15 protein-coding genes are annotated in these 20263 nt (G+C 44.8%); 8 read left to right on the forward strand and 7 right to left on the reverse strand.

Annotated elements, in window-relative coordinates; genetic code table 11:
• Positions 1-562: 562 nt before the first annotated feature.
• On the reverse strand, positions 563-2920 hold the full coding sequence (locus FFM84_RS15055; RefSeq protein WP_165449997.1) for an NAD(P)H-dependent oxidoreductase: 2358 nt from the start codon (positions 2918-2920) through the stop codon (positions 563-565).
• A 505-nt stretch (positions 2921-3425) separates the two neighbouring features.
• Between FFM84_RS15055 and FFM84_RS15060 the strand changes: the two genes are divergently transcribed.
• The 5 genes from FFM84_RS15060 (at position 3426) to FFM84_RS15080 (ending at position 10009) form a co-directional block, all read left to right on the forward strand.
• Complete coding sequence (locus FFM84_RS15060; RefSeq protein ID WP_130846267.1) at positions 3426-4841, forward strand: DASS family sodium-coupled anion symporter; 1416 nt, start codon at positions 3426-3428, stop codon at positions 4839-4841.
• 72 nt (positions 4842-4913) lie between these two features.
• On the forward strand, positions 4914-5801 hold the full coding sequence (locus tag FFM84_RS15065) for a LysR family transcriptional regulator (RefSeq protein ID WP_130846268.1): 888 nt from the start codon (positions 4914-4916) through the stop codon (positions 5799-5801).
• Between the two features lie 675 nt (positions 5802-6476).
• The gene (locus FFM84_RS15070; RefSeq protein ID WP_130846269.1) at positions 6477-7655 is read left to right on the forward strand and encodes a metal-dependent hydrolase family protein; all 1179 of its coding nucleotides are present in this window, start codon (positions 6477-6479) and stop codon (positions 7653-7655) included.
• 65 nt (positions 7656-7720) lie between these two features.
• Entirely contained in the window at positions 7721-8413 is a 693-nt protein-coding gene (locus FFM84_RS15075) for a zinc metallopeptidase (protein ID WP_371852228.1), read from the forward strand.
• A gap of 654 nt (positions 8414-9067) precedes the next feature.
• On the forward strand, positions 9068-10009 hold the full coding sequence (locus tag FFM84_RS15080; protein WP_130846271.1) for an alpha/beta hydrolase: 942 nt from the start codon (positions 9068-9070) through the stop codon (positions 10007-10009).
• A gap of 57 nt (positions 10010-10066) precedes the next feature.
• Here the strand turns inward: FFM84_RS15080 and FFM84_RS15085 are convergent, their stop codons facing one another.
• The 5 genes from FFM84_RS15085 to purB all read right to left on the reverse strand — a co-directional run bounded on the left by FFM84_RS15085 (position 10067) and on the right by purB (position 14460).
• Positions 10067-10585, reverse strand: coding sequence for a DUF3278 domain-containing protein (locus FFM84_RS15085; RefSeq protein WP_165449996.1), 519 nt, complete (start codon positions 10583-10585; stop codon positions 10067-10069).
• A complete protein-coding gene (locus FFM84_RS15090; RefSeq protein ID WP_130846273.1) occupies positions 10563-10778 on the reverse strand; it encodes a helix-turn-helix transcriptional regulator in 216 nt (71 codons plus the stop codon). Before FFM84_RS15090 ends, FFM84_RS15085 begins: the two co-directional genes overlap by 23 nt.
• A 144-nt stretch (positions 10779-10922) precedes the next feature.
• Entirely contained in the window at positions 10923-12044 is a 1122-nt protein-coding gene (locus tag FFM84_RS15095) for a glycerate kinase family protein (protein ID WP_130846274.1), read from the reverse strand.
• Positions 12045-12111: 67 nt separating this feature from the next.
• Positions 12112-13008: a metal ABC transporter solute-binding protein gene (locus FFM84_RS15100; protein WP_130846275.1), complete on the reverse strand. Its 897-nt coding sequence runs from the start codon at positions 13006-13008 to the stop codon at positions 12112-12114.
• A 153-nt stretch (positions 13009-13161) separates the two neighbouring features.
• The gene (purB, locus tag FFM84_RS15105; RefSeq protein ID WP_130846276.1) at positions 13162-14460 is read right to left on the reverse strand and encodes an adenylosuccinate lyase; all 1299 of its coding nucleotides are present in this window, start codon (positions 14458-14460) and stop codon (positions 13162-13164) included.
• Between the two features lie 317 nt (positions 14461-14777).
• On the opposite strand from purB, the gene FFM84_RS15110 reads away from it, so the two are divergent.
• The 3 genes from FFM84_RS15110 to FFM84_RS15120 all read left to right on the forward strand — a co-directional run bounded on the left by FFM84_RS15110 (position 14778) and on the right by FFM84_RS15120 (position 18745).
• Positions 14778-16067, forward strand: a complete 1290-nt coding sequence (locus tag FFM84_RS15110) for an adenylosuccinate synthase (protein ID WP_130846277.1) — start codon at positions 14778-14780, stop codon at positions 16065-16067.
• 27 nt (positions 16068-16094) lie between these two features.
• Complete coding sequence (locus FFM84_RS15115) at positions 16095-17066, forward strand: GMP reductase (protein ID WP_130846278.1); 972 nt, start codon at positions 16095-16097, stop codon at positions 17064-17066.
• An 899-nt stretch (positions 17067-17965) separates the two neighbouring features.
• Positions 17966-18745, forward strand: a complete 780-nt coding sequence (locus tag FFM84_RS15120; RefSeq protein WP_130846279.1) for a tyrosine-protein phosphatase — start codon at positions 17966-17968, stop codon at positions 18743-18745.
• Positions 18746-18778: 33 nt separating this feature from the next.
• Here FFM84_RS15120 and cls read toward each other — a convergent pair whose 3' ends face one another.
• Positions 18779-20224 (reverse strand): cardiolipin synthase, encoded by a 1446-nt coding sequence (gene cls, locus FFM84_RS15125; protein WP_165444412.1) that lies wholly within the window; start codon positions 20222-20224, stop codon positions 18779-18781.
• Positions 20225-20263: the final 39 nt, after the last annotated feature.

Consider the following 20263-nt stretch of genomic DNA (forward strand, 5'->3'; position numbering starts at 1 on the left):
TACCCCCTAACTTTTTTGATAATGTTCTTCCCCTTTTCCACCGGATTCCCCGTCCGGTGGTTTTTTTGACGCCCAAAAGACGCGGAATTGTTAGTATTCCGCGTCTTTTTAGCCATTAATCTTACTAATTTTGTCACCTACGCCAGCCAGTGATTCTGCCGGCTGTGGGACCGGCTCCAGCCAAAAACCGGGCTTCCACCTCGCTTTTGAGCCTAGCCAAAACCACTAGTCTCAAAAGTCGTCCACATCGTAAGCCCGGGAAAATCATCCGGACTAACGATGTTCTCACGGCCGGCGCCATCACTGGCTGACTCCGGTTAGTTTCTTGTTACTAGTTAAATTCGATTATGCCACTAACATAACCGAGAGTGAGCACACATTGAGCCCAGCCGTGGGCGCTCTTGGCGATTTATCGCTTAGAGCTCAGCGCTTTTGAACCGCGGATTTTGCGGTTCAAAGCGACGGTTCAGACCGCTCTTTGGCTGGGCCGGTCCGCCCACAGCGTTCCGGCTCAATGTGGGCGAACGGCAGGTGGCAAGCATAACCCATTCAGACTGTCACCTCATTGTGTAACTTTTACTTGTTTCAAAGCATCCTGAACGGCTTCCTTAATTGCCCGACTAGAAGCAGAAGCACCCGAGATGGCATCAACGTCTGTCGAGTTCGCCGCGACAATCTCTTTTGGCACTTGGTCGATAGCAACCAAACCAACATCTTCACTTTCATGATGTTGAACGACTTCAACTTTTTGGATCGCCTGGTCTCGGTATGTGACCCGCACCATGATTTGACCGCCTAATCCACTGTTAGACCGACCTAAATATTGGTCCGCACCTAACGTCACGTTGGCCGCATTTTCGGCATCGACTAAGTCGTTCATGCCATTCATCTCAGCCGCTGTCACGTCATCCGCATCAGCTTTATCAGCCGCGGCATGTTCGCCGGCTAATTTCCCAAAAATCAAACATTCTGCTAAATTGCCGCCACCTTGATAGCAGTTAGCGACGATGCCGCCGAGTTCACCTGCGCCAAAGAGATGTGGGATCGGTTGACCAGATGTTGCTAGAATCTGGGCTTGTTCATTGCGCTGCGGCCCACCTTGGGTATTCAAGACATCGTTGGCCGCCGCAATTGCATAATAAGGCCCATCATCAAAAGTCCGCATACTGTCGACGTGACGACCAAATTCAAGATCTTCTCCCATTTGTTTGGCTTGATTGAATCGTGCCACCGTCTTCACTAAGTTATCCGCAGGCACATCCATTTTAGCAGCCAATTCAGTTAAGGTTTTGGCCGAAATTAATTTATCCATGAATTGTGGATATGGTAAACGACCGTTTTCAGCTAATTGAGCCTTAAAGTCTAAATATTGAGCTTGATCAAAAACCAAATATGGATGCTGATTCAACATTGGAATCAACCATGATCCATGCGTCTTGATGTGACCATGACGATGCGGCGCATCTTCAGGGAAATATCGGGTCCCGTCATCAGCCGTCACGAGAATACTTCCCTGTTTCAATAATGGCCAATGTTCAATTTGCCGGCCCCGTTCACCATCAACTTCTTTAAACGTAATGCCCGGTAAAATCCCATGTGATTCGTAATTCGTCATGTGCCACATTTTGGCCCCAACCGCTTGCGCCATTTTAATTCCATCGCCGCGATTAAAGAGCGTCCCTAATGGCGTTAATTTGGCGCTATGCAAATAAGTTTGGACGAGTTCAGGGTTATTTTCAAAACCGCCCATCGCTAAGACGACGCCGTTTTTCGCATGAACATTAACTAGTTGACCATGGCGCTCAATTTGAACCCCACGGACAATTCCTGTGGTTGGTTCTTGAATCAATTGCCGGGCCCGTGAATCCAACCAAACATCAATTTGATCCGTACGATCTAAAACCTTTTGCCGTAAAACTTTCCATAAGCCAGCGTCCTTATCCCGCTTGTGAACTAAAGCAAAGTCCACCGTCTGGCTCCCTGGTAATTCAGGATATTCGGCCATCGTCTTTTTAATCGCAACCGCATCGCCGGGCTTAATATCATGTTTCCAGCTGACTGCTGGAATACCGAGGTAGTCCTTGAAATAAGCCGGAATCCGACTCATTCCACTTAAATAAGCTTGCAACGTCTTTTCGGGGGTGACAAAGGGCGCATTCAACGCATGATAGTACGTCGTTAAATCGTCTAAGCTTTCGCCCATCACCACATGTTGCGCGGAATAACGGGTGTTCCCGCCTTCACGACCATATGGCGCTGCTTCAACGACTAAGACTCGCGCACCATTATCAGCAGCGAATCGGGCCGCAGTGGCGCCAGCACCACCAAATCCAAGGACGATCACGTCATAATGTCCTTGCCACTTCACCGCCATACTTGAGGTGCCTGATTGCATCTTAATCAATTTGATAAAGTGCTGGAAACAACTTTCTAAGAAGCTCACCGTATGTGCATCAGTGAGTGCACCCTGATCATCAAATGCTTTCGGCGCAAAACTTAGCATGAATTCATTTCCTGGTAAAACAATCGCGCCAACACCGGGCGCATTTAAAATCTGTCGTAATTCATCTTGCGCACGTGAAGTCCCTTGAATCCCTAGGGAAGTGCCCACAATCATGACTGGTTTATCATTAAATGGATGCACGTTACATGACAACCATTCAATGACACTCTTTAACGCCGCGGGTACTGCGTGGTCGTATTCTGGAACGCCAATAATGACGCCATCAGCGGCACTAATTTGATCGGTTAACGCTTGAATGGCTTGTGGTAATGCCATGGTCTCCTTAAATAGCGGGATGTTGTCAATTTCAGCCACGTCAATGGTCACTGACGAACTAAAGTGACGTTGCATATATTGCAATAATTCTCGGTTATATGATTTTTCTGCGTTGGTTCCAACAATCGCAACTAATTTCATGTTCAACAGTCCTTTAAGTAAATTTTTTTATTCAAAAGCGCGGGTGGTGTTTACAGGGGTCAATATACGCAACTTTCTAAAAAAGGCAACGTAATTTTTTAACAAGCGCTGTTCACCGTAGTCGTATCAATAAAAATCACTGCTTAAGATTGTTGAGTTTTTAGTAGGAAATCATGAAATCGTTTTCTTTCTGCTAAAAATTAATTTGGTTTTTATCAATAAAATTGATAAAAAATATCCTTATCAGCCCGATACGCTACGTTAAACTGGTCAACGTCAGTTAATTAGTCCACTGGTAGCCCAATCTAAATCGCTTATATATCAGCGATTTCACTGATTGTTTTTCACTTTCAACCATTAACGAGACAAACTCGTAATTGACAACATCAAAATAATAGTTATGATACCGATGAAGATTCAAAAAGACGTGGGTGTCTTGCTTTATCATGTGAATTTATTATCAATTTCAACATTTCAGCTATTATTTTTAAAGGAGCTACCACTAATGATTACTAAAATTAATTGGAAGGCCATGCTACTCCCCTTAATCTTTGGGGTCGGTTTATGGCTATTAACACCTTTCAAACCAACTGATATTAATACCGCCGCTTGGCATCTATTCGCCATTTTCGTCGCCACCATCGTTGCTTGTATCACCAAGCCCTTGCCAATGATGGCAACCACCTTAATTGGGATTACGATTGCCACGTTAACTGGGATCTTCACAATGGATGAAGTCACCGCCGGCTTTGGAAACTCCACGGCCTGGATGGTCGCAATGTGTATGTTCATGGCCGCTGGCTTCATCAAATCCGGCCTAGGTAAACGTATCGCCTACTTATTCGTCAAGCTTTTTGGCAAACGCACCCTTGGCTTAGCCTACGCCCTATCTGCCGTTGATACGGTCTTAGCCATCGGTATTCCTAGTAATAATGCCCGCGTTAACGGCATTATGTACCCAATCATCGATAACTTAGCTAAAGAGATGGGCTCCGATCCTAAAAATGGAACTCAACGAAAAATCGGCTCATTTCTAATTTTCAACGAATATGAAGTCAACAACATCACTTCCGGCTTATTCTTGACTGGATTGGCAGGTAACATGGTCGCCCTGGGCCTTGCGAAAACACAAGGTATCACTATTTCATGGTTACAATGGTTTGCGGCTGCCAGTGTACCTGGTATTTTATCCCTATTAGTCGTGCCGTACTTGTTATATAAAATCTATCCACCAGAAGTTAAAGCTACGCCCAACGCTGGTGTTTGGGCCGATGCTCGTCTGAAAGAAATTGGCGCCATGACCCTCAGCGAAAAAATCATGCTTGCCACCTTTGTTTTAGCGATTGGTCTCTGGTTAGTCGGCACGAAGATTGGTATTGACGCTACTGAAGTTAGTTTCATTGCCGTCGTCATCTTACTACTTACCGGCGTGCTCACAACTAAGGATCTCTTACATGAAAGTTTCGCTTGGAATATTTTGGTCTGGCTATCCGTGATCATGTTAATGTCACAAAAACTCATGACCTTAGGCTTCTTCCCGTGGTTCTCCAAAACCCTTGGCAGTCTCTTAAACGGCCTCAACTGGATTCCAGTTTTGATTATCTTATTCTTAGCCTACTTCTATCTACACTATATGTTTCCAAGTGTGTCGACACAGATTTCCGCATTATACGCCGGCTTTTTGTCCGTCGCCATTGGTGCAGGTGTGCCGCATGCTTTAGCCGCCTTAATGCTTGCCTTTTGTGGCTCGATTTACTTATCTACAACACCCTATTCAGCCGGTCCCGCCGCGTTGCTTTCAGGAACAGGCTACATTTCCAACCGTGATTGGTGGCGGTTAAGTGCGATCGTGGGGGTCGTCTTTAACGTTATTTGGCTGGGTGGCGGTCTTCTGTGGACCAAAGTCATCGGCATGTGGTAATCCTAAATAAAGGCCTCCTTACCGGCACATTTACGCTATACTTAGCTTAATGTCGGTCAGGAGGCTCTTTCTATGAATGAACGCGATTTAAATTATTTTTGTAGCTTAGTAGAAACCGGAAACTATACGGCGACTGCCAAACAATTTCAGGTGACACAACCCGCGATTTCAGCCGCCTTAAAACGACTTGAAGCGCACTATCAAACCACCTTATTGACACAAGCCAATCATCGCGCTCAACTGATCACCACTACTGCGGGTCAGGTGCTTTATATTAAAGCGCGTCACTTATTAAAAACCTTTGCCCAAGTGGATCTCGAAGTTCGTCATGCTGATGAGCAACAAGTGCGCCTTGGTTTCTCACACATTGCGGGTGGCATTTGGTTACCTAAAGTCGTCACCACCTTTGCGCGACATCATTTATTAAATGCGATTACGACCACCGTTGGTATGTCTGAAGAGCTCTTAGCTCAATTACGTCATCATCAATTAGACGCCGCAATTTTTTCATCCTTACAACCGATGCAATCAGCGGATTTACAAGTTTTCCCGTTAGAAACCCATCCATTATGTATCTTAGCCAATGTTCAACAACCGTTAAGTCAACTCAAAATGGTTCAAGCAGCCGACTTACAACAATTGCCAATCATCGCCCGTTTGCCACATTCATTGCCGCGCACAGCGTTAGAACATTATTGTCGCCGAAGTAATGTGCGCCCCAATATTATTTACGAAGCCCATTCTAATCAATTAGTTGAAAAACTCGTTGCTCGCAATCTAGGTGTTGGTTTTGTGATCAGTGATTCAGTCTCACTCAGCCCCAATGTCGTCCAAGTGCCACTCAAGCCTAGTCAAGCGATCGACTGTTACATGCAACTAGCCGTTCGCAAGTCATTTTTACCTAATGGCAAGCAAGCACAAAGTATTGATTTACTGAAACAAATTCAACCAACCGACTAATTTAATCGCACCAAAATCAATTTTTTAGCTCAAGGGCGTCATAAATTCTTCATCAACGCCCGTTATACTATGTCCATAGTCAATTAAGAAATTCCCCGTTTCCTAATTGAAACCCTAACTAAAACTTTTTCAACTACTCCCCCCAGTAATTGAAATATATGTGTGTAAAACCCTAACCTTTTTATGACTTACTCCCTTTCCACCGGATTCCCCGTCCGGTGGTTTTTTTGACGTCCTTTTTCCAATGATGGTTGAGTTGTGCTAAATTAGCCATCTACGTCAGCCAGTGATTCTGCCGGCTGTGGGACCGACTCCGGTTATATTATATTGTTAATTAATCACCAGTATAGCCGAGAGTGAGCTCACATTGAGCCCAGCCGTGGAAGTCTCTTAGCGATTTATCGCTTAGAGACTGGCGTTTTTGAAACACGGGCTGGGTGGTTCAAAACGACGGTTCAGACCGCTTTTTGGCTGAACCGGTCCGCCCACAGCGTTCCGGCTCAATGTGGGCGAACAGTAGGCGGCAAATAACCCCTCAGTAAACGTTAATTAATCATCCAGTCATAAAGCCACCACTCAATTACAGAGAACCACCGTCAAAGTCATGCCTTTCGTTGACCAACTAACGATACTCGCCGTAAGCTGTCACTAATTTACGGATTGGAGTGAACAACGATGACCACAACATTTAAAAACTGCACCTTATTTGATGGCATTCAGCCAACTTTGCAAACCCAGGCTTGGTTCACCGTTACCGGTGACGGCAAAATCAGTGTCTTAGGAACCGGTAATGCGCCGCTAAGCGATCACACGATTGACTTGAAAGGCCAATATGTCATGCCCGGCCTAATTAATGCCCACACCCATATCACAATGAATCCCGCCGTTGGAAGTGGTGACACCGGTGTCGATGTCATCACCGCAACCGTCCGCGCGGTCAATAGTCTGCACACGCTCTTAAAATCTGGCGTTACTTATATTCGCGAATGTGGCTGTACCTTCAATATCGATGTCGTTTTAGAACAACTTCGTGCTGACGGCAAGCTTTCACAAGTGCCACACATTTTACCATCTGGTCAACCTTTCTCCATTACAGGTGGTCATGGTGATCTTCCTAACTTCGGTAAGCTAGTCGATTCCCCTGATGAGATGCGCAAAGCCGTCCGCACTGCCCTACGTGATGGTGTAAAAGCCATTAAACTGATGGCAACCGGTGGCGTCATGACACCTGGCGATTTTATGGATGATCCCCAATTAACGATTCCAGAAATGCAGGTAGCCGTAGCTGAAGCTCATCACAAAGGACACATTGTGGCGGCTCACGCGGAAGGCAATCCCGGCATTTTTAACGCGTTAAAAGCTGGCGTCGATTCCATTGAACACGGTTGTTATGTCAACGATGACGAAATCGATCGTATGCTTGAACAAGGCACCTATTTAACTCCAACGTTTGTCGCTGCCTGGACGATTCCTACCTTTGGACCGGGAAAGCTGCCTGACTGGGAGGTTAAGAAATCCACCGACGCTTGGGACGATATTTGTCACAACGTCATGCATGCGTGGGACCGTGGCGTCAAAATTACGCTGGACACTGATGCCGGGACCCCATTTAATGACTTCTCGATGACACCCGTGGAATTCCAGTTAATGGTCGAAAATGGGGCCACGCCATTTGATGCCCTTAAAACCAGCCATAACTCAGCCGTCTTAATGCAAATTGACGACGACTATGGCAGCCTGACACCACAACATTACGCGGACTTCTTAGTGTTGCACGATAATCCGTTAGCGGATGTTAAAGCCGTGCAGCAACCCGACAAACTGGTCTATCAAAATGGGCACCAAGTTTATTGACCAACAGATACCAGATTTGCTAGAATACGGCATAATACCTTAAACCAACTTTAGGAGGAATTGCCGTGTTCTTTTTTGATCCGACTTATATCCTAGTCATCCTTGGCCTGGTCATTTCCATGGCTGCATCGAGTTACGTTAACCGTACTTTTAGAAAATATGACGCCTATCGGAGCCAATCCAATACGACTGGCACTGCAGCGGCGCGGTTTATTTTAGACCAATCCGGCATTCACAACGTTGGCGTTCAAGCTATCAGTGGGGATCTCACTGATAACTATAATGGTCAAACCAAAGTCTTGAGCCTATCCGAATCCACTGCCAACTCAACGTCCGTGGCCGCAATTGGCGTTGCGGCACATGAATGTGGTCATGCAGTTCAAGATCATGTTAATTACGCGCCAATGCGCTTACGAACAGCGTTAGTCCCCGTTGCAAACATCGGGTCAAGCTTATCCTTGCCACTAATCATTGTGGGGGTCTTGTTGAGTTACAACACCACCTTGATTCATTTGGGCATTGCGTTATTCTCACTGGCATTGGTGTTTCAATTAGTCACCTTGCCAGTTGAATTCAATGCGTCTCGTCGGGCCCTACAAATCTTATCAGATGGTCATGTCTTAACCCCTGACGAAGTGCCGATGGTCCGTAAAGTTTTAACAGCCGCCGCTTTAACTTATGTTGCGGCTGCCTTATCGACTTTCCTTCAACTACTGCGACTAATCCTAATTTTCGGTGGTCAACGTGACCAAGATTAACCCTTAACAAATGCTTAGGGGATTCTTCATCACATCGGACCGATTCGTTCACATATTCTTCACAGGACCTCGGTATGATAACATCATAGCAATTGAGGCAGAACTCATTGCTACTTTACACAACCTAAAATTTTTCATTTACTCCTCCAAAGTAATGAAATTCATAGTAAGCTGCGACTCCCCATCGCAGCTTTACCCTACTCCTTTTTCCACCGTATTCCCCGATACGGTGGTTTTTTTATGCAGCGTGAAACGAGCAGACCAACGTTTCAACTCATCTTCACAACCACGCCATAACTTGGTCAGTCAACTAACCACTTTACTGGTTATTACTTACGATTATCATAATTTATAGCAGAAACTTTTTTATTTACCGCCCAAACTGGGTTATACTAAGGACATGGCAATTGAACTTGTCACTCAATTACCATACCTTTTTTCATTTACTCCTCCAAAGTTAATGAAAAATAGTCTCGTTGGGCACTCCAACCTAGCGAAACGAACTACTCCTTTTGCCGTCGCGTAAAGCGATGGCTTTTTTTGTGCCAGCAGACGGTAATCTTTTTCAGAAAAAAGTAACGACTTGCGACACTTAACTTGCCAAGTCAAAAACGACAAGCGTATGATAATCACTGCATAAGGAGTGGATGAAAGATGAAAAAACGCGGCTTAGTCGCAGCATTAGCAACCCCACTGGCACTATTTACCGCCAGCCTCATCGCTAGTGAAAAATTATATAACTTTGCGTTTAAACGCGTTGATTATGTTCCAGAAACCTCGGCTGATAAACAAAAGTACGCCGATGCTTACTGGGCCTACGTCAAGTGGCTGAAGCAACAACCAGTTCAGGATTGGACGCTTAATCCCGATGATCAAGCGAATCGGTTGGTCGCAAAATACGTCCCAGCGAAAGCCGCCAGCCACCGTACCGTAATCATTTCGCATGGTTACAAAGGTGACGGTGAAACGATGGCCAATTATGCCTATATGTTCCATAACATGGGCTATAATGTCCTACTACCGGATGATCGAGGTCATGGTAAAAGTGCCGGTAAATACATTAGTTTCGGTTGGCAAGATCGCCGCGACTACCTAGAATGGATCAACCAAGTCATTAAACAAAATGGACCACAAACTGAAATCGTGCTTTTCGGTGTCAGTATGGGTGGCGCCACCGTTGAAATGATGAGCGGTGAAGATCTCCCCGCACAAGTCAAAGCAATCATCGCCGACTGTGGTTATACCAGCATTGAAGAAGAATTAGCCTACTTATTGAAAGAACAATTTCACTTGCCAAAATATCCGTTCGTGCCGATTGTTAGTTTTATTAATCGTCACCGGATGGGGTACTTTTTAAGCGATGTTAGCTCAGTTGAACAGTTACGCCACAATAAATTACCGATTTTCTTTATTCATGGTGAAAAAGATATTTACGTGCCTAGCTGGATGCTCAAGAAAAACTACCGTGCTGCCAAAGGTCCTAAGATGATGTGGCAAGTGCCTAACGCCACCCATGCCGAAAGCTTTTGGATTGACCCGGCTGCTTATGAAAAACATGTCAGTGCCTTTTTGAATCGGTATCTGCCAAAATTATAAAAGCTAATCAACAAAATAGACCGCCATCATCCGAATTTGAATGATGGCGGTCTTCGTTTAATGTTCTGGTTTTAAGGTAATCAATCTAAAAATTAACGTGATGACGCCCCAACTCAAGCCTGTCCACAAACAATTAATCATCAGATGATGATCTAATAGCGTTGTGGTCATTGCTTGTTGATTTAACAAACTAGCAAGAAAGGCCTCTACCACATAAATCGTCACTATAAATTGAATCACATTACCTAACCACCGCCGTAACGCGACTTTGCGTGACCGTTTTAAGTTAGCCTTTGTAATCGTCTCATCTAGAATACCCGCTTCCTTAATTGCATAAATAGCTAGCCCACCAATCAATTGAATGACTAGCACATTTAGAACCATCAACGCCCAAAACGCATTCTCGTATTGAAAAGCTGCAGCCATTGCTAAAACCGTACTAATCACAACATAGCTTAACAACCAGATAAACGCCCGGTTACCGATCCGATTCACCACTTGCGATTTATATTCGTCCCAAACGCCATCGTAGCCATAAAAATGACGTACAAATTTAGTTAATATTGTTGTTGCCATCCCCATCATCCTCCCAAAATAACCCATTTAAATCCGTCCCCAATGCCTGTGCTAACTTGATACAGAGGGCTAACGACGGATTGTACTTATCATTTTCAATCAAATTAATCGTCTGCCGTGCCACCCCAATTTGTGTTGCTAGTGCTTGTTGCGATAACTGCTGCCGCTGACGATAAGACTTTACCCGATTCATTGAGCTACTCCTTTCACCGTGTCATATATATATGACATACTCATCATAACAAAATGGTTACTTTTGTCAATTATACATGACATTTTATTGTTTAAAAAAACGCGTCAGTCCTTAAGAATATGGACTAACGCGCTCCTAACCGATCTACATTTTAGTTGTTGCCACAATAATTCGAGCTAACCGATCCGCCATTTTAGCTAAATTAGTCGAGCCTTGTTGCATTGCTTCATCTAGTGTCGATACATGATCGACAATCGGCAACACCGCGGTCACCCCATGGTCAGCAAAGGCATGATTGGCGCCTTTTTGACTACCCACCAATAAGTAACACGGTTTGCCCGCCGTTTGGGCTTGTTCACTAATCTGAATGGGCACTTTACCCATAAAGCTCTGATCGTCCACTTGACCTTCACCAGAAATAACAATATCTGCTTGTGCCACTTTAGCCGTTAAGTCGCTTAATTGCGCAATCAATTGGAATCCGGACTGCACCTTAGCACCTAAACATTGCCGTAATGCAAAACCGATCCCACCAGCCGCACCGTCACCAGCTTGGTCGCTAACTTGACCAGCCACGACCGCCATATAATGTTGCATCGCTTGATCATAAGCCGGAATCGCTGAAACGGCCAACTCTTTTTGTGGACCAAAAATCGCGGCGGCCCCTTGTTCACCAGTTAAAGGATTCGTCACATCGGAAGCCGTCACAAACTGCACCGTTTTGAGTGCTGGCAAAACATGATCAGATTCAACTCGTGACACTCGACCAAGATCCGCACCGACCATCGTTAATTCATGATCTTCAGCGTCGTAGAACTGATAGCCTAGCGCCCGTAAAATTCCAGCACCCCCATCAACTGTGCCACTACCGCCTAACCCAACGATCACTTTTTGGGCACCACGTTCAATCGCAGCTTTAATCAACAGTCCAGTACCATACGTGTTGGTATTGCTTGGATCTAATCCTGGTGCTAAAAATTGAATGCCTGAAGCAGCGGCTACTTCAACCACCGCCAACTTGTCAGCGGAAAAATAACCATAAGTGGCGTCAATTGGTCGTTGTGCTAAATCAACCGTCGATACCGTGATCGCTTCGCCACCAGATTGATTGGCTAAAAAGGCCGCGACCGTCCCTTCACCACCATCCGCAATGGCAATCGTCTGGGATTTAATCCCATGGGCCGCGAATTGCGTCGCGACCAATTGATTGGCCTGCTGGCTCGTCATTGACTTTTTAAAAGAATCAATCGCAATTAAAGCTTGCATCTGTCTACCCGCTCTCTGTATGTTTACATCTATTGTCCACCTCGCGGGTCAAAATGAACAGTCATGATTATTTCAAAAGTTTGGCTAAGGCCGAATATTGGCTCACCATCCATTGTTGGTACGTCTGATTAGCTGGCTTGGTTTCCGTTACTTGTAACACAGGAACCTTATTCTGCTTAGCCAATTTAACCATATTGGTCACCATCTTATCGCTAACTTGTTTATTCTGAACAAAGAAAGCAACTTTACCCGTTTTCAATTGTTGTTGCATTTGTTGGATCACTTTTGGCGACGGATCAGTCCCCTTTTCAACGGCATTTTCAAAGTTTTTATTGGTGACTTTGAACCCTAAATCTTGTAACGCATAGTCAAAGACTGGTTCGCTCACTAACACATTTTTTGTGGCTAGCTTATTGGCGGCCTTTTTCACCTTAGCCCGTGCTTGGTCAACCGGCTTCAAAGACGCAATGTATTTCTTAGCATTGGCTTTAAATTGCGCTTTATACTTAGGTTGGGCTTTGGCATATTGCTTAGCTAACGCGTTAGCCACAGCAGGCATGGTCTTGGCGTTATACCATAAATGTTCGTTGACGCCGGATTTTTTATGCATAATCGTTTCGCCGACCCGTAAATAAGTCGCATCTGGCGCGTTCTTGACTAGCTTACTCATCCAACCATCATAGCCTAGACCATTGGCTAACACGACATCAGCCTTAGCGACTGTTGTTGCAATTGTCGCCGTTGGTTCATAATCATGCGGGTCTACCGATGGTTTATTAATCACCGATGTCACTTGAACGTGCTTACCCCCAACCGCTCGGGCAACTTCACCATAAAAGTTAGTCGTCGCCACAACTTTAATCTTATTCGTGTTAGTCGTGGATGTTTTTTGACATCCTGCTAATAACCCCAGACTTCCTAAAATCCCAACTAGTAACATCAAAATTGCGTGTTTACGTTGCATTAAAAATTCCTCCCAGAAATTTAAATAGTAATCATTACTTTTTAAAGGTTACCAATCTTTTGTTATTTTGTAAACAGTAATTGTTATCATTTACTGAAATTCAAGTCACAAAAAAAGAGGAACGCCACAGTGGCATTCCTCTTGACTCAATTTTTAGTCATCTAAACCTAAGCGCTTAAAGATATCATCGATATGACGCAAATGATAATGGTAATCAAAAGCATCGTCAATCGCGGCTTGATCTAAGTGTTGGCGAATTTCGGCGTTACTTTCAACCAATGGCTTGAATTGCAATTGTTGATCCCATGATTGGGCTGTCAATGGTTGCACCAAATCATAGGCTGCTTCCCGTGACATACCGGTATCAATTAACTTGAGCAAGACGCGTTGACTATAGATCAACCCATACGTGGCATCCATATTGGTCTTCATTCGTTCTGGAAAGACCGTTAAGTTGCTGACAATCTTATTAATCCGCGTCAAAATGTAGTCCGTCAAAATGGTCGTATCTGGCAAGATTAACCGTTCAGCAGATGAATGTGAGATATCACGTTCATGCCACAATGGCACATCTTCGTAAGCCGTCATCATATGGCCGCGAATTACCCGCGCTAAACCAGTCACATTTTCAGAACCAATTGGATTCCGTTTATGTGGCATCGCTGATGACCCCTTCTGCCCTTTATTGAAGAATTCTTCAACTTCATGGGTTTCGGATTTTTGTAAGCCTCGAATTTCCGTGGCAATGACTTCCACGCCAGTAGCAATTAAAGCTAATGAAGCGATATATTCAGCATGCAAATCCCGTGGTAACACTTGGGTTGAAATATCTTGAGCCCGTAATCCTAATTGATCACAGACAAATTTTTCAACAAATGGTGGAATGTTGGCAAACGTCCCAACGGCACCGCTGATTTTACCAGCTTCAACACCGGCTGCCGCGTGTTCAAAGCGTTCGATATCCCGATTAATTTCCGCATACCAACGAGCCAGTTTTAACCCGAAAGTCGTTGGTTCGGCATGCACACCATGGGTCCGACCCATTTCAACCGTATATTTATATTTTTTAGCTTGTTGCGCTAACGTTTCACGCAAGGCTTGTAAATCTTGGCGAATAATTGCGTTGGCTTGCTTCAATCGATAGCCTTGGGCTGTATCGACCACGTCGGTACTCGTTAACCCATAATGAACCCATTTGCGTTCGTCACCTAGCGATTCTGAAACATCGCGCGTAAAGGCAACCACGTCATGATGAGTAACCGCTTCGATCTCCGCAATCCGGTCAACATCGAATTTAGCATTTTTACGAATCTTAGCGACATCGGCCGCTGGAATCTTACCTAACTCAGCCCAGGCTTCATCGGCAGCGATTTCCACCGCTAACCAAGCTTGATACTGATTTTCAAGGGACCATACTTTGCCCATCTCGGGCCGCGTATAACGATCAATCATTGCTAATCCTCATTTCTTTTTGCTTATTCGTCAACAAAACACGAACATTATTATACCACACGCCATCATTTAATCCTAGCAACCAATCATGAAAAGCATCTGTTATTTTTCAGTTATTTTCAATTCAGTCATCGTTAATTGAACTAAAATACGTTAATCATGAACGATATAAAGATAGTAAATTAAGAACATTCGGATTTTAGGTTGCGTTCTGACGTTAAAATTGCTATACTTTTTGCTGGTGAGTTGGTGAACGTTTAGCCAACCAACGTATTCGAACATTCATAATTAAACTAATTTAATGAGGTGGAAGAATTATGGCATCAGTTGTAGTAGTAGGGAGCCAATGGGGCGATGAAGGTAAAGGAAAAATCACGGACTTTTTAAGTCAAGAAGCAGATGTGGTCTCACGTTACCAAGGTGGCGATAACGCTGGTCACACCATCGTATTTAATGGTAAAACTTTCAAATTACGACTCATTCCATCAGGGATTTTCTTCCATGATAAGTTAAGTATCATCGGTAATGGCGTCGTTTTAAATCCAAAATCACTCGTTGAAGAATTGCAATACTTACGTGATAACGGCGTCCAACCTGATAACTTACGGATTTCTAACCGTGCCCACGTCATCTTGCCTTACCACATCACCCTTGATAGTGCCCAAGAAAAAGGCAAAGGTAGTGGCAAGATCGGGACGACTAATAAAGGGATCGGCCCAGCTTACATGGACAAGGCCGAACGGATCGGGATTCGCGTGGCAGATTTATTAGATAAAGATACATTTGCCGCCATATTAAAACGCAACCTTGAAGAAAAGAACCAAATCATCACAAAATTGTATGATTTGGAACCATTAAACTTTGACGATATTTTTGAACCTTACTATGAATACGGTCAGACCTTGAAACCATACGTCACTGATACATCTGTGGTCATCAACGATGCGTTAGATGATGGTAAACGGGTCTTATTTGAAGGCGCACAAGGCGTCATGTTAGATATCGACCAAGGGACTTACCCATATGTGACCTCCTCTAACCCCGTTGCTGGTGGTGTGACTATTGGGAGTGGCGTTGGACCTTCTAAGATCGACAACTGTGTCGGCGTCTTAAAAGCTTATACCTCTCGCGTTGGTGATGGCCCATTCCCTACTGAACTCTTCGATGAAACTGGGAACTTCATTCGTGAAACCGCTCATGAATATGGGACCGTGACGAAACGCCCACGTCGGATCGGTTGGTTCGATAGTGTCGTCTTGCGTCATGCCAAACGTGTTTCTGGCTTAACCCACTTAAGCTTGAACTGTTTAGATGTTTTGACTGGCTTAAAAGCCATCAAAATCTGTACCGCTTATGACTTAAACGGCGAAACCATCTATCATTACCCTGCCAGCTTGAAAGAACTCGAAGCTTGCAAACCGATCTATGATGAATTACCAGGTTGGGATGAAGATATTACTGGCGTTAAGACATTAGCCGAATTACCTGAAAATGCGCGTAACTATTTGAAACGCATCGAAGAGTTAGTTGGCGTTAAAGTGGCAACTTTCTCTGTTGGTCCCGATCGCGATCAAACTAACGTGATCGATCACGACATCTGGAACTAACCGTCACTGCATCAGGAGGGTTTAAGCATGGAGATTTTTGATTACGAAGATATTCAACTGATTCCAAACAAATGTGTCATTAATAGTCGTTCCGAAGCCGATACGACCGTTGAACTTGGTGGCCGCACCTTCAAGATTCCAGTCGTGCCCGCCAATATGGCAACCGTCATTGATGCCGATTTAGCCGGCTGGTTAGCAGCCAACGGTTACTTCTACATCATGCACCGCTTCGCCCCTGAAACACGACAAGCTTTCATTGAAACGATGCATAAAAAACAGCTTTTCGCTTCGATTTCAGTTGGGGTTAAAGCTTCTGAATATGACTTTATTGCTGCATTAGCGGCAGCTGACACGGTACCTGAATATATCACCATCGATATTGCTCACGGTCACGCCGACAGTGTGATCGAGATGATCAAGTATATCAAAGAAGCTTTGCCAACCAGTTTCGTCATTGCCGGCAATGTGGCGACACCTGCGGCAGTCCGTGATCTTGAAAACGCTGGTGCCGATGCCACTAAAGTTGGCGTTGGTCCGGGTAAAGCTTGTATCACTAAGATCAAGACCGGTTTTGGGACTGGCGGTTGGCAACTTGCTGCGGTACGCTGGTGTGCCAAAGCCGCCCGCAAACCCATTATTGCGGATGGTGGCGTACGAACTAACGGAGATATCGCCAAGTCGATGCGCTTTGGTGCGACGATGGTGATGGTCGGCTCAATGCTAGCTGGGCACAAAGAATCTCCGGGTAACCTGCTTAAAATTGACGGTAAAACATACAAACAATATTATGGTTCCGCCAGTGAAACGCAAAAAGGCGAACATAAAAACGTTGAAGGTAAACAAATGCTCGTGCCCTATCGTGGTCATTTAGCGGATACCTTGAATGAAATGCAAGAAGATTTACAATCCTCGATCTCATATGCGGGTGGTCGCGACCTTAAAGCGATCACGAAATGTGATTATGTCGTGGTAAAAAATTCAATTTATAACGGGGATTAACCCCCAAATGCGTCCGACAAGTTGTCGGGCGTTTTTTTGATTGAAGATTGAAAGTTACGTTTTAACAACAATCGCTAATATGGCAAGTGTTCACTGATCAAAGATACCCCCGCTTGCCACCTACTGTTCGCCCACATTGAGCCGGAACGCTGTGGGCGGACCGGCCCAGCCAAAGAGCGGTCTGGACCGTCGTTTTGAACCGCAAAAATCCGCGTTTCAAAAGCGCCGAGCTCTAAGCGATACATCGCTAAGAGCTCCCACGGCTGGGCTCAATGTGAGCTCACTCTCGGTTATGATAGTGCTTACTATTTGTATTCGCCATATAACCGGAGTCAGCCAGTGATGGCGCCGGCCGTGACAACATCGTTAGTCCGGATGAATTTTTCGGGATTACGATGTGGACGACTTTTGAGACTAGCGGTTTTTGCTAGGCTCAAAAGCGAGGTGGCAGCCCGCATTTTGGCTGGAACCGGTCCCCACAGCCGGCAGAATCACTGGCTGACGCAGGTGACCGCTTTCTACCAAAAAGTTTTAATTTTTTAGTTCTGGATACAACAAAAAAAACCACCGGACGGGGAATCCGGTGGAAAAAGGGATGGAAATATATAAGTTAAGTCACACACATAGATTCATTACTGGGGGGGTAAATGAATTTTAAGTTAGGGTGTCAATTAGAAACGGGGAATTTCTTAATTGACTATGGACATAGTATAACGAGGGTTCATGAAGAATTTGTGACGGGAATCAGGCTAAAAGCATGATTTTGTTTTGAAAAATTACCGGAATCCGTTGGTTACTGTTTTCATCCCCACTCTTACTAAAATCTTTACCCCTTTTTCCTGCCGTTTCGTCGTAAAACCGGTTATACTTACTTTATTAGACTAATCGAGGTAATTCATATGGAACATAACCGCGTTTTACGGTTGGAACATGGTATTAACTTTCGCGAACTCGGTGGTTATGCCACGACCGGTGGGCAAACCATTCGCTGGCAAAAACTGCTACGATGTGGCGGCATGTCACTGTTATCGGCCCATGATTTAGCTTATCTGGACGATTACGGCCTACGCTATGACATTGACCTGCGTCAAGCTAGCGAGTCTCAGATGTCACCAGATCGCTATCCAACCCAGACTAACTATCAGAATACATCCGTTTATCCGTTTACCGACCGGCGCGTTGATCGTCGGCTTAAACGTCTGTTTAAACAGATGGGCACCGATGACACTTTTGGCCCCCAAACTTATGCCAAAATGGTCACCGATGCGCATCCTGTCAAGGTGTGGCAAAACTTATTCGCCACCCTACTCGCTAACGATCAACCTGACCAGTCAGTGCTCTTCCACTGTGCGGCCGGCAAAGATCGGACTGGTGTCGCCGGGACACTCATTATGACGGCCTTAGATGTCCCACGCGAAACCATTGTTCAAGACTACTTACTAACTAACGCCGTCTTTATGGCTGCCGATCAAGTCGATAACGATACCATTATTACCGAAGCAAATAACGGGGACTTAGCCAGTCGCTTCAACTCGCAATTAAACGTTGAAGCCGATAACTTAAAAATGATCTTCAATGTTTTCGATGACATTTATGGTGGTGGAATCGGTTATTTGCGGGAAGTCTTAGGCTTAAGCCAATCAGATATTAAAACCTTACGTCAACTTTATTTAGACTAAAAAATCGCCTTCCATTTGGGAGGCGATTTTTGCTTACAGAATCGGTGATAATAACCGTGAGAAAGTCTGTTTAAATTTCAGCCAGAACGATTGATTTTGGAAATCCTGAACAGTAATTAAGCTACTCTTAGTCAAATCTTCTAAGAAGATTGCTTCTAGCTGTTGAGCTAATTCCGTATCATACAGAAAGGCGTTAACTTCAAAGTTTAACTTAAAGCTACGGAAGTCCATATTCGCCGAGCCAACTGAGGCCACTTGACCATCGATCACCATCGTTTTAGCGTGAATAAACCCATTATTGTAGTAATAGATCTTCACACCCGCTTCAGCGAGTTCCCGTGCGTAATACTGAGTGGCCCGATAAACAAAGGCATGATCGGGTTTGTCCGGGACAATAATCCGCACATCGACCCCCGACATCGCCGCAATTCGAATCGCATCGAGCACTGAATCGTCCGGAATCAAGTATGGCGATTGAATCCACAACCGATGTTGCGCGGTGGTAATCATCTTAATATAACCAAGTTTAATCTGTTGCGCATCACTATCAGGACCGCTTGAGACAATCTGTAGCGATGTATTCCCTTTCACTTTAATCACAGGGAACATTTCGTTATTCGGCACAATCCGATGTTCCGCATCAGTCGCGTTCCAGTCACGAATAAAGCGTTCTTGTAATTCAAACACCCCAGAACCGACAATCCGTAAATGGGTATCGCGCCAATACCCAAACTTTTTATCGCGACCTAAATATTGATCGCCAACATTGAAGCCACCGACATAGCCGACACGACCATCCGTCACCACAATCTTCCGGTGATCGCGGAAGTTGAGTCGAAAGTCTAAGACCGCTGAACGTGCGCCCAAGAATGGCCGGGCATGACCGCCAAGTTCTTCTAAGTGTTTGAAGAAACTCCGAAAAGTCCCCATTGACCCCCATGGATCATATAAGACGCGCACATCGACCCCTTGAGCCGCTTTGCGTTCTAACAAATGTAGTAAGTCATTCCCGATCTGATCATTATAAAAAGTGTAATATTCGATGTGCACGTGTTTTTTAGCGGCTTCAATATCTTGAAACATCGCATGAAATTTGTCGTGCCCATCGGTAAAAATCTTAACGCGATTCTTCCGGCTTAGTAATGCGCCATCGGAATTGAGAAATAAACTAACCATTCCCCGTACTGAACTTGTGACCGCATCAGCCGGCATGAGTTCAGTGCCCAGTTCGTCGCGTTGCCGCTGAATCGCTTGCTCCAAACGAATCTGGGTTTCTTTTTTCAATCGGAATAACCGATTTTTCGGTAACTTCCGCCCTAGAAAGGCATAGGCAATAAAGCCGGCCACTGGAATCATGATCAACACTAACAACCATGCCCAAGTCGCCGCAATATCACGCCGATCCCGAAACACTGTGATTACCGCCGCGACCGCGTTAATAATCACAATGACATTGATAATTGGCAAAATATATTGCAATTGAGGCACCCACCTAAATTAATGATAATTTTATTTTAA

This window comes from Lactiplantibacillus mudanjiangensis (assembly GCF_005405385.1).
Taxonomy (GTDB): domain Bacteria; phylum Bacillota; class Bacilli; order Lactobacillales; family Lactobacillaceae; genus Lactiplantibacillus; species Lactiplantibacillus mudanjiangensis.

What these genes read in the sequence shown, in the direction of transcription:
- FFM84_RS15055 (WP_165449997.1), bottom strand. Translation starts at nt 2,920, where the DNA reads ATGAAATTAGTTGCGATTGTTGGAACCAACGCAGAAAAATCATATAAC.
- FFM84_RS15060 (WP_130846267.1), top strand. Translation starts at nt 3,426, where the DNA reads ATGATTACTAAAATTAATTGGAAGGCCATGCTACTCCCCTTAATCTTT.
- FFM84_RS15065 (WP_130846268.1), top strand. Translation starts at nt 4,914, where the DNA reads ATGAATGAACGCGATTTAAATTATTTTTGTAGCTTAGTAGAAACCGGA.
- FFM84_RS15070 (WP_130846269.1), top strand. Translation starts at nt 6,477, where the DNA reads ATGACCACAACATTTAAAAACTGCACCTTATTTGATGGCATTCAGCCA.
- FFM84_RS15080 (WP_130846271.1), top strand. Translation starts at nt 9,068, where the DNA reads ATGAAAAAACGCGGCTTAGTCGCAGCATTAGCAACCCCACTGGCACTA.
- FFM84_RS15085 (WP_165449996.1), bottom strand. Translation starts at nt 10,585, where the DNA reads ATGGCAACAACAATATTAACTAAATTTGTACGTCATTTTTATGGCTAC.
- FFM84_RS15090 (WP_130846273.1), bottom strand. Translation starts at nt 10,778, where the DNA reads ATGAATCGGGTAAAGTCTTATCGTCAGCGGCAGCAGTTATCGCAACAA.
- FFM84_RS15095 (WP_130846274.1), bottom strand. Translation starts at nt 12,044, where the DNA reads ATGCAAGCTTTAATTGCGATTGATTCTTTTAAAAAGTCAATGACGAGC.
- FFM84_RS15100 (WP_130846275.1), bottom strand. Translation starts at nt 13,008, where the DNA reads ATGCAACGTAAACACGCAATTTTGATGTTACTAGTTGGGATTTTAGGA.
- purB (WP_130846276.1), bottom strand. Translation starts at nt 14,460, where the DNA reads ATGATTGATCGTTATACGCGGCCCGAGATGGGCAAAGTATGGTCCCTT.
- FFM84_RS15110 (WP_130846277.1), top strand. Translation starts at nt 14,778, where the DNA reads ATGGCATCAGTTGTAGTAGTAGGGAGCCAATGGGGCGATGAAGGTAAA.
- FFM84_RS15115 (WP_130846278.1), top strand. Translation starts at nt 16,095, where the DNA reads ATGGAGATTTTTGATTACGAAGATATTCAACTGATTCCAAACAAATGT.
- FFM84_RS15120 (WP_130846279.1), top strand. Translation starts at nt 17,966, where the DNA reads ATGGAACATAACCGCGTTTTACGGTTGGAACATGGTATTAACTTTCGC.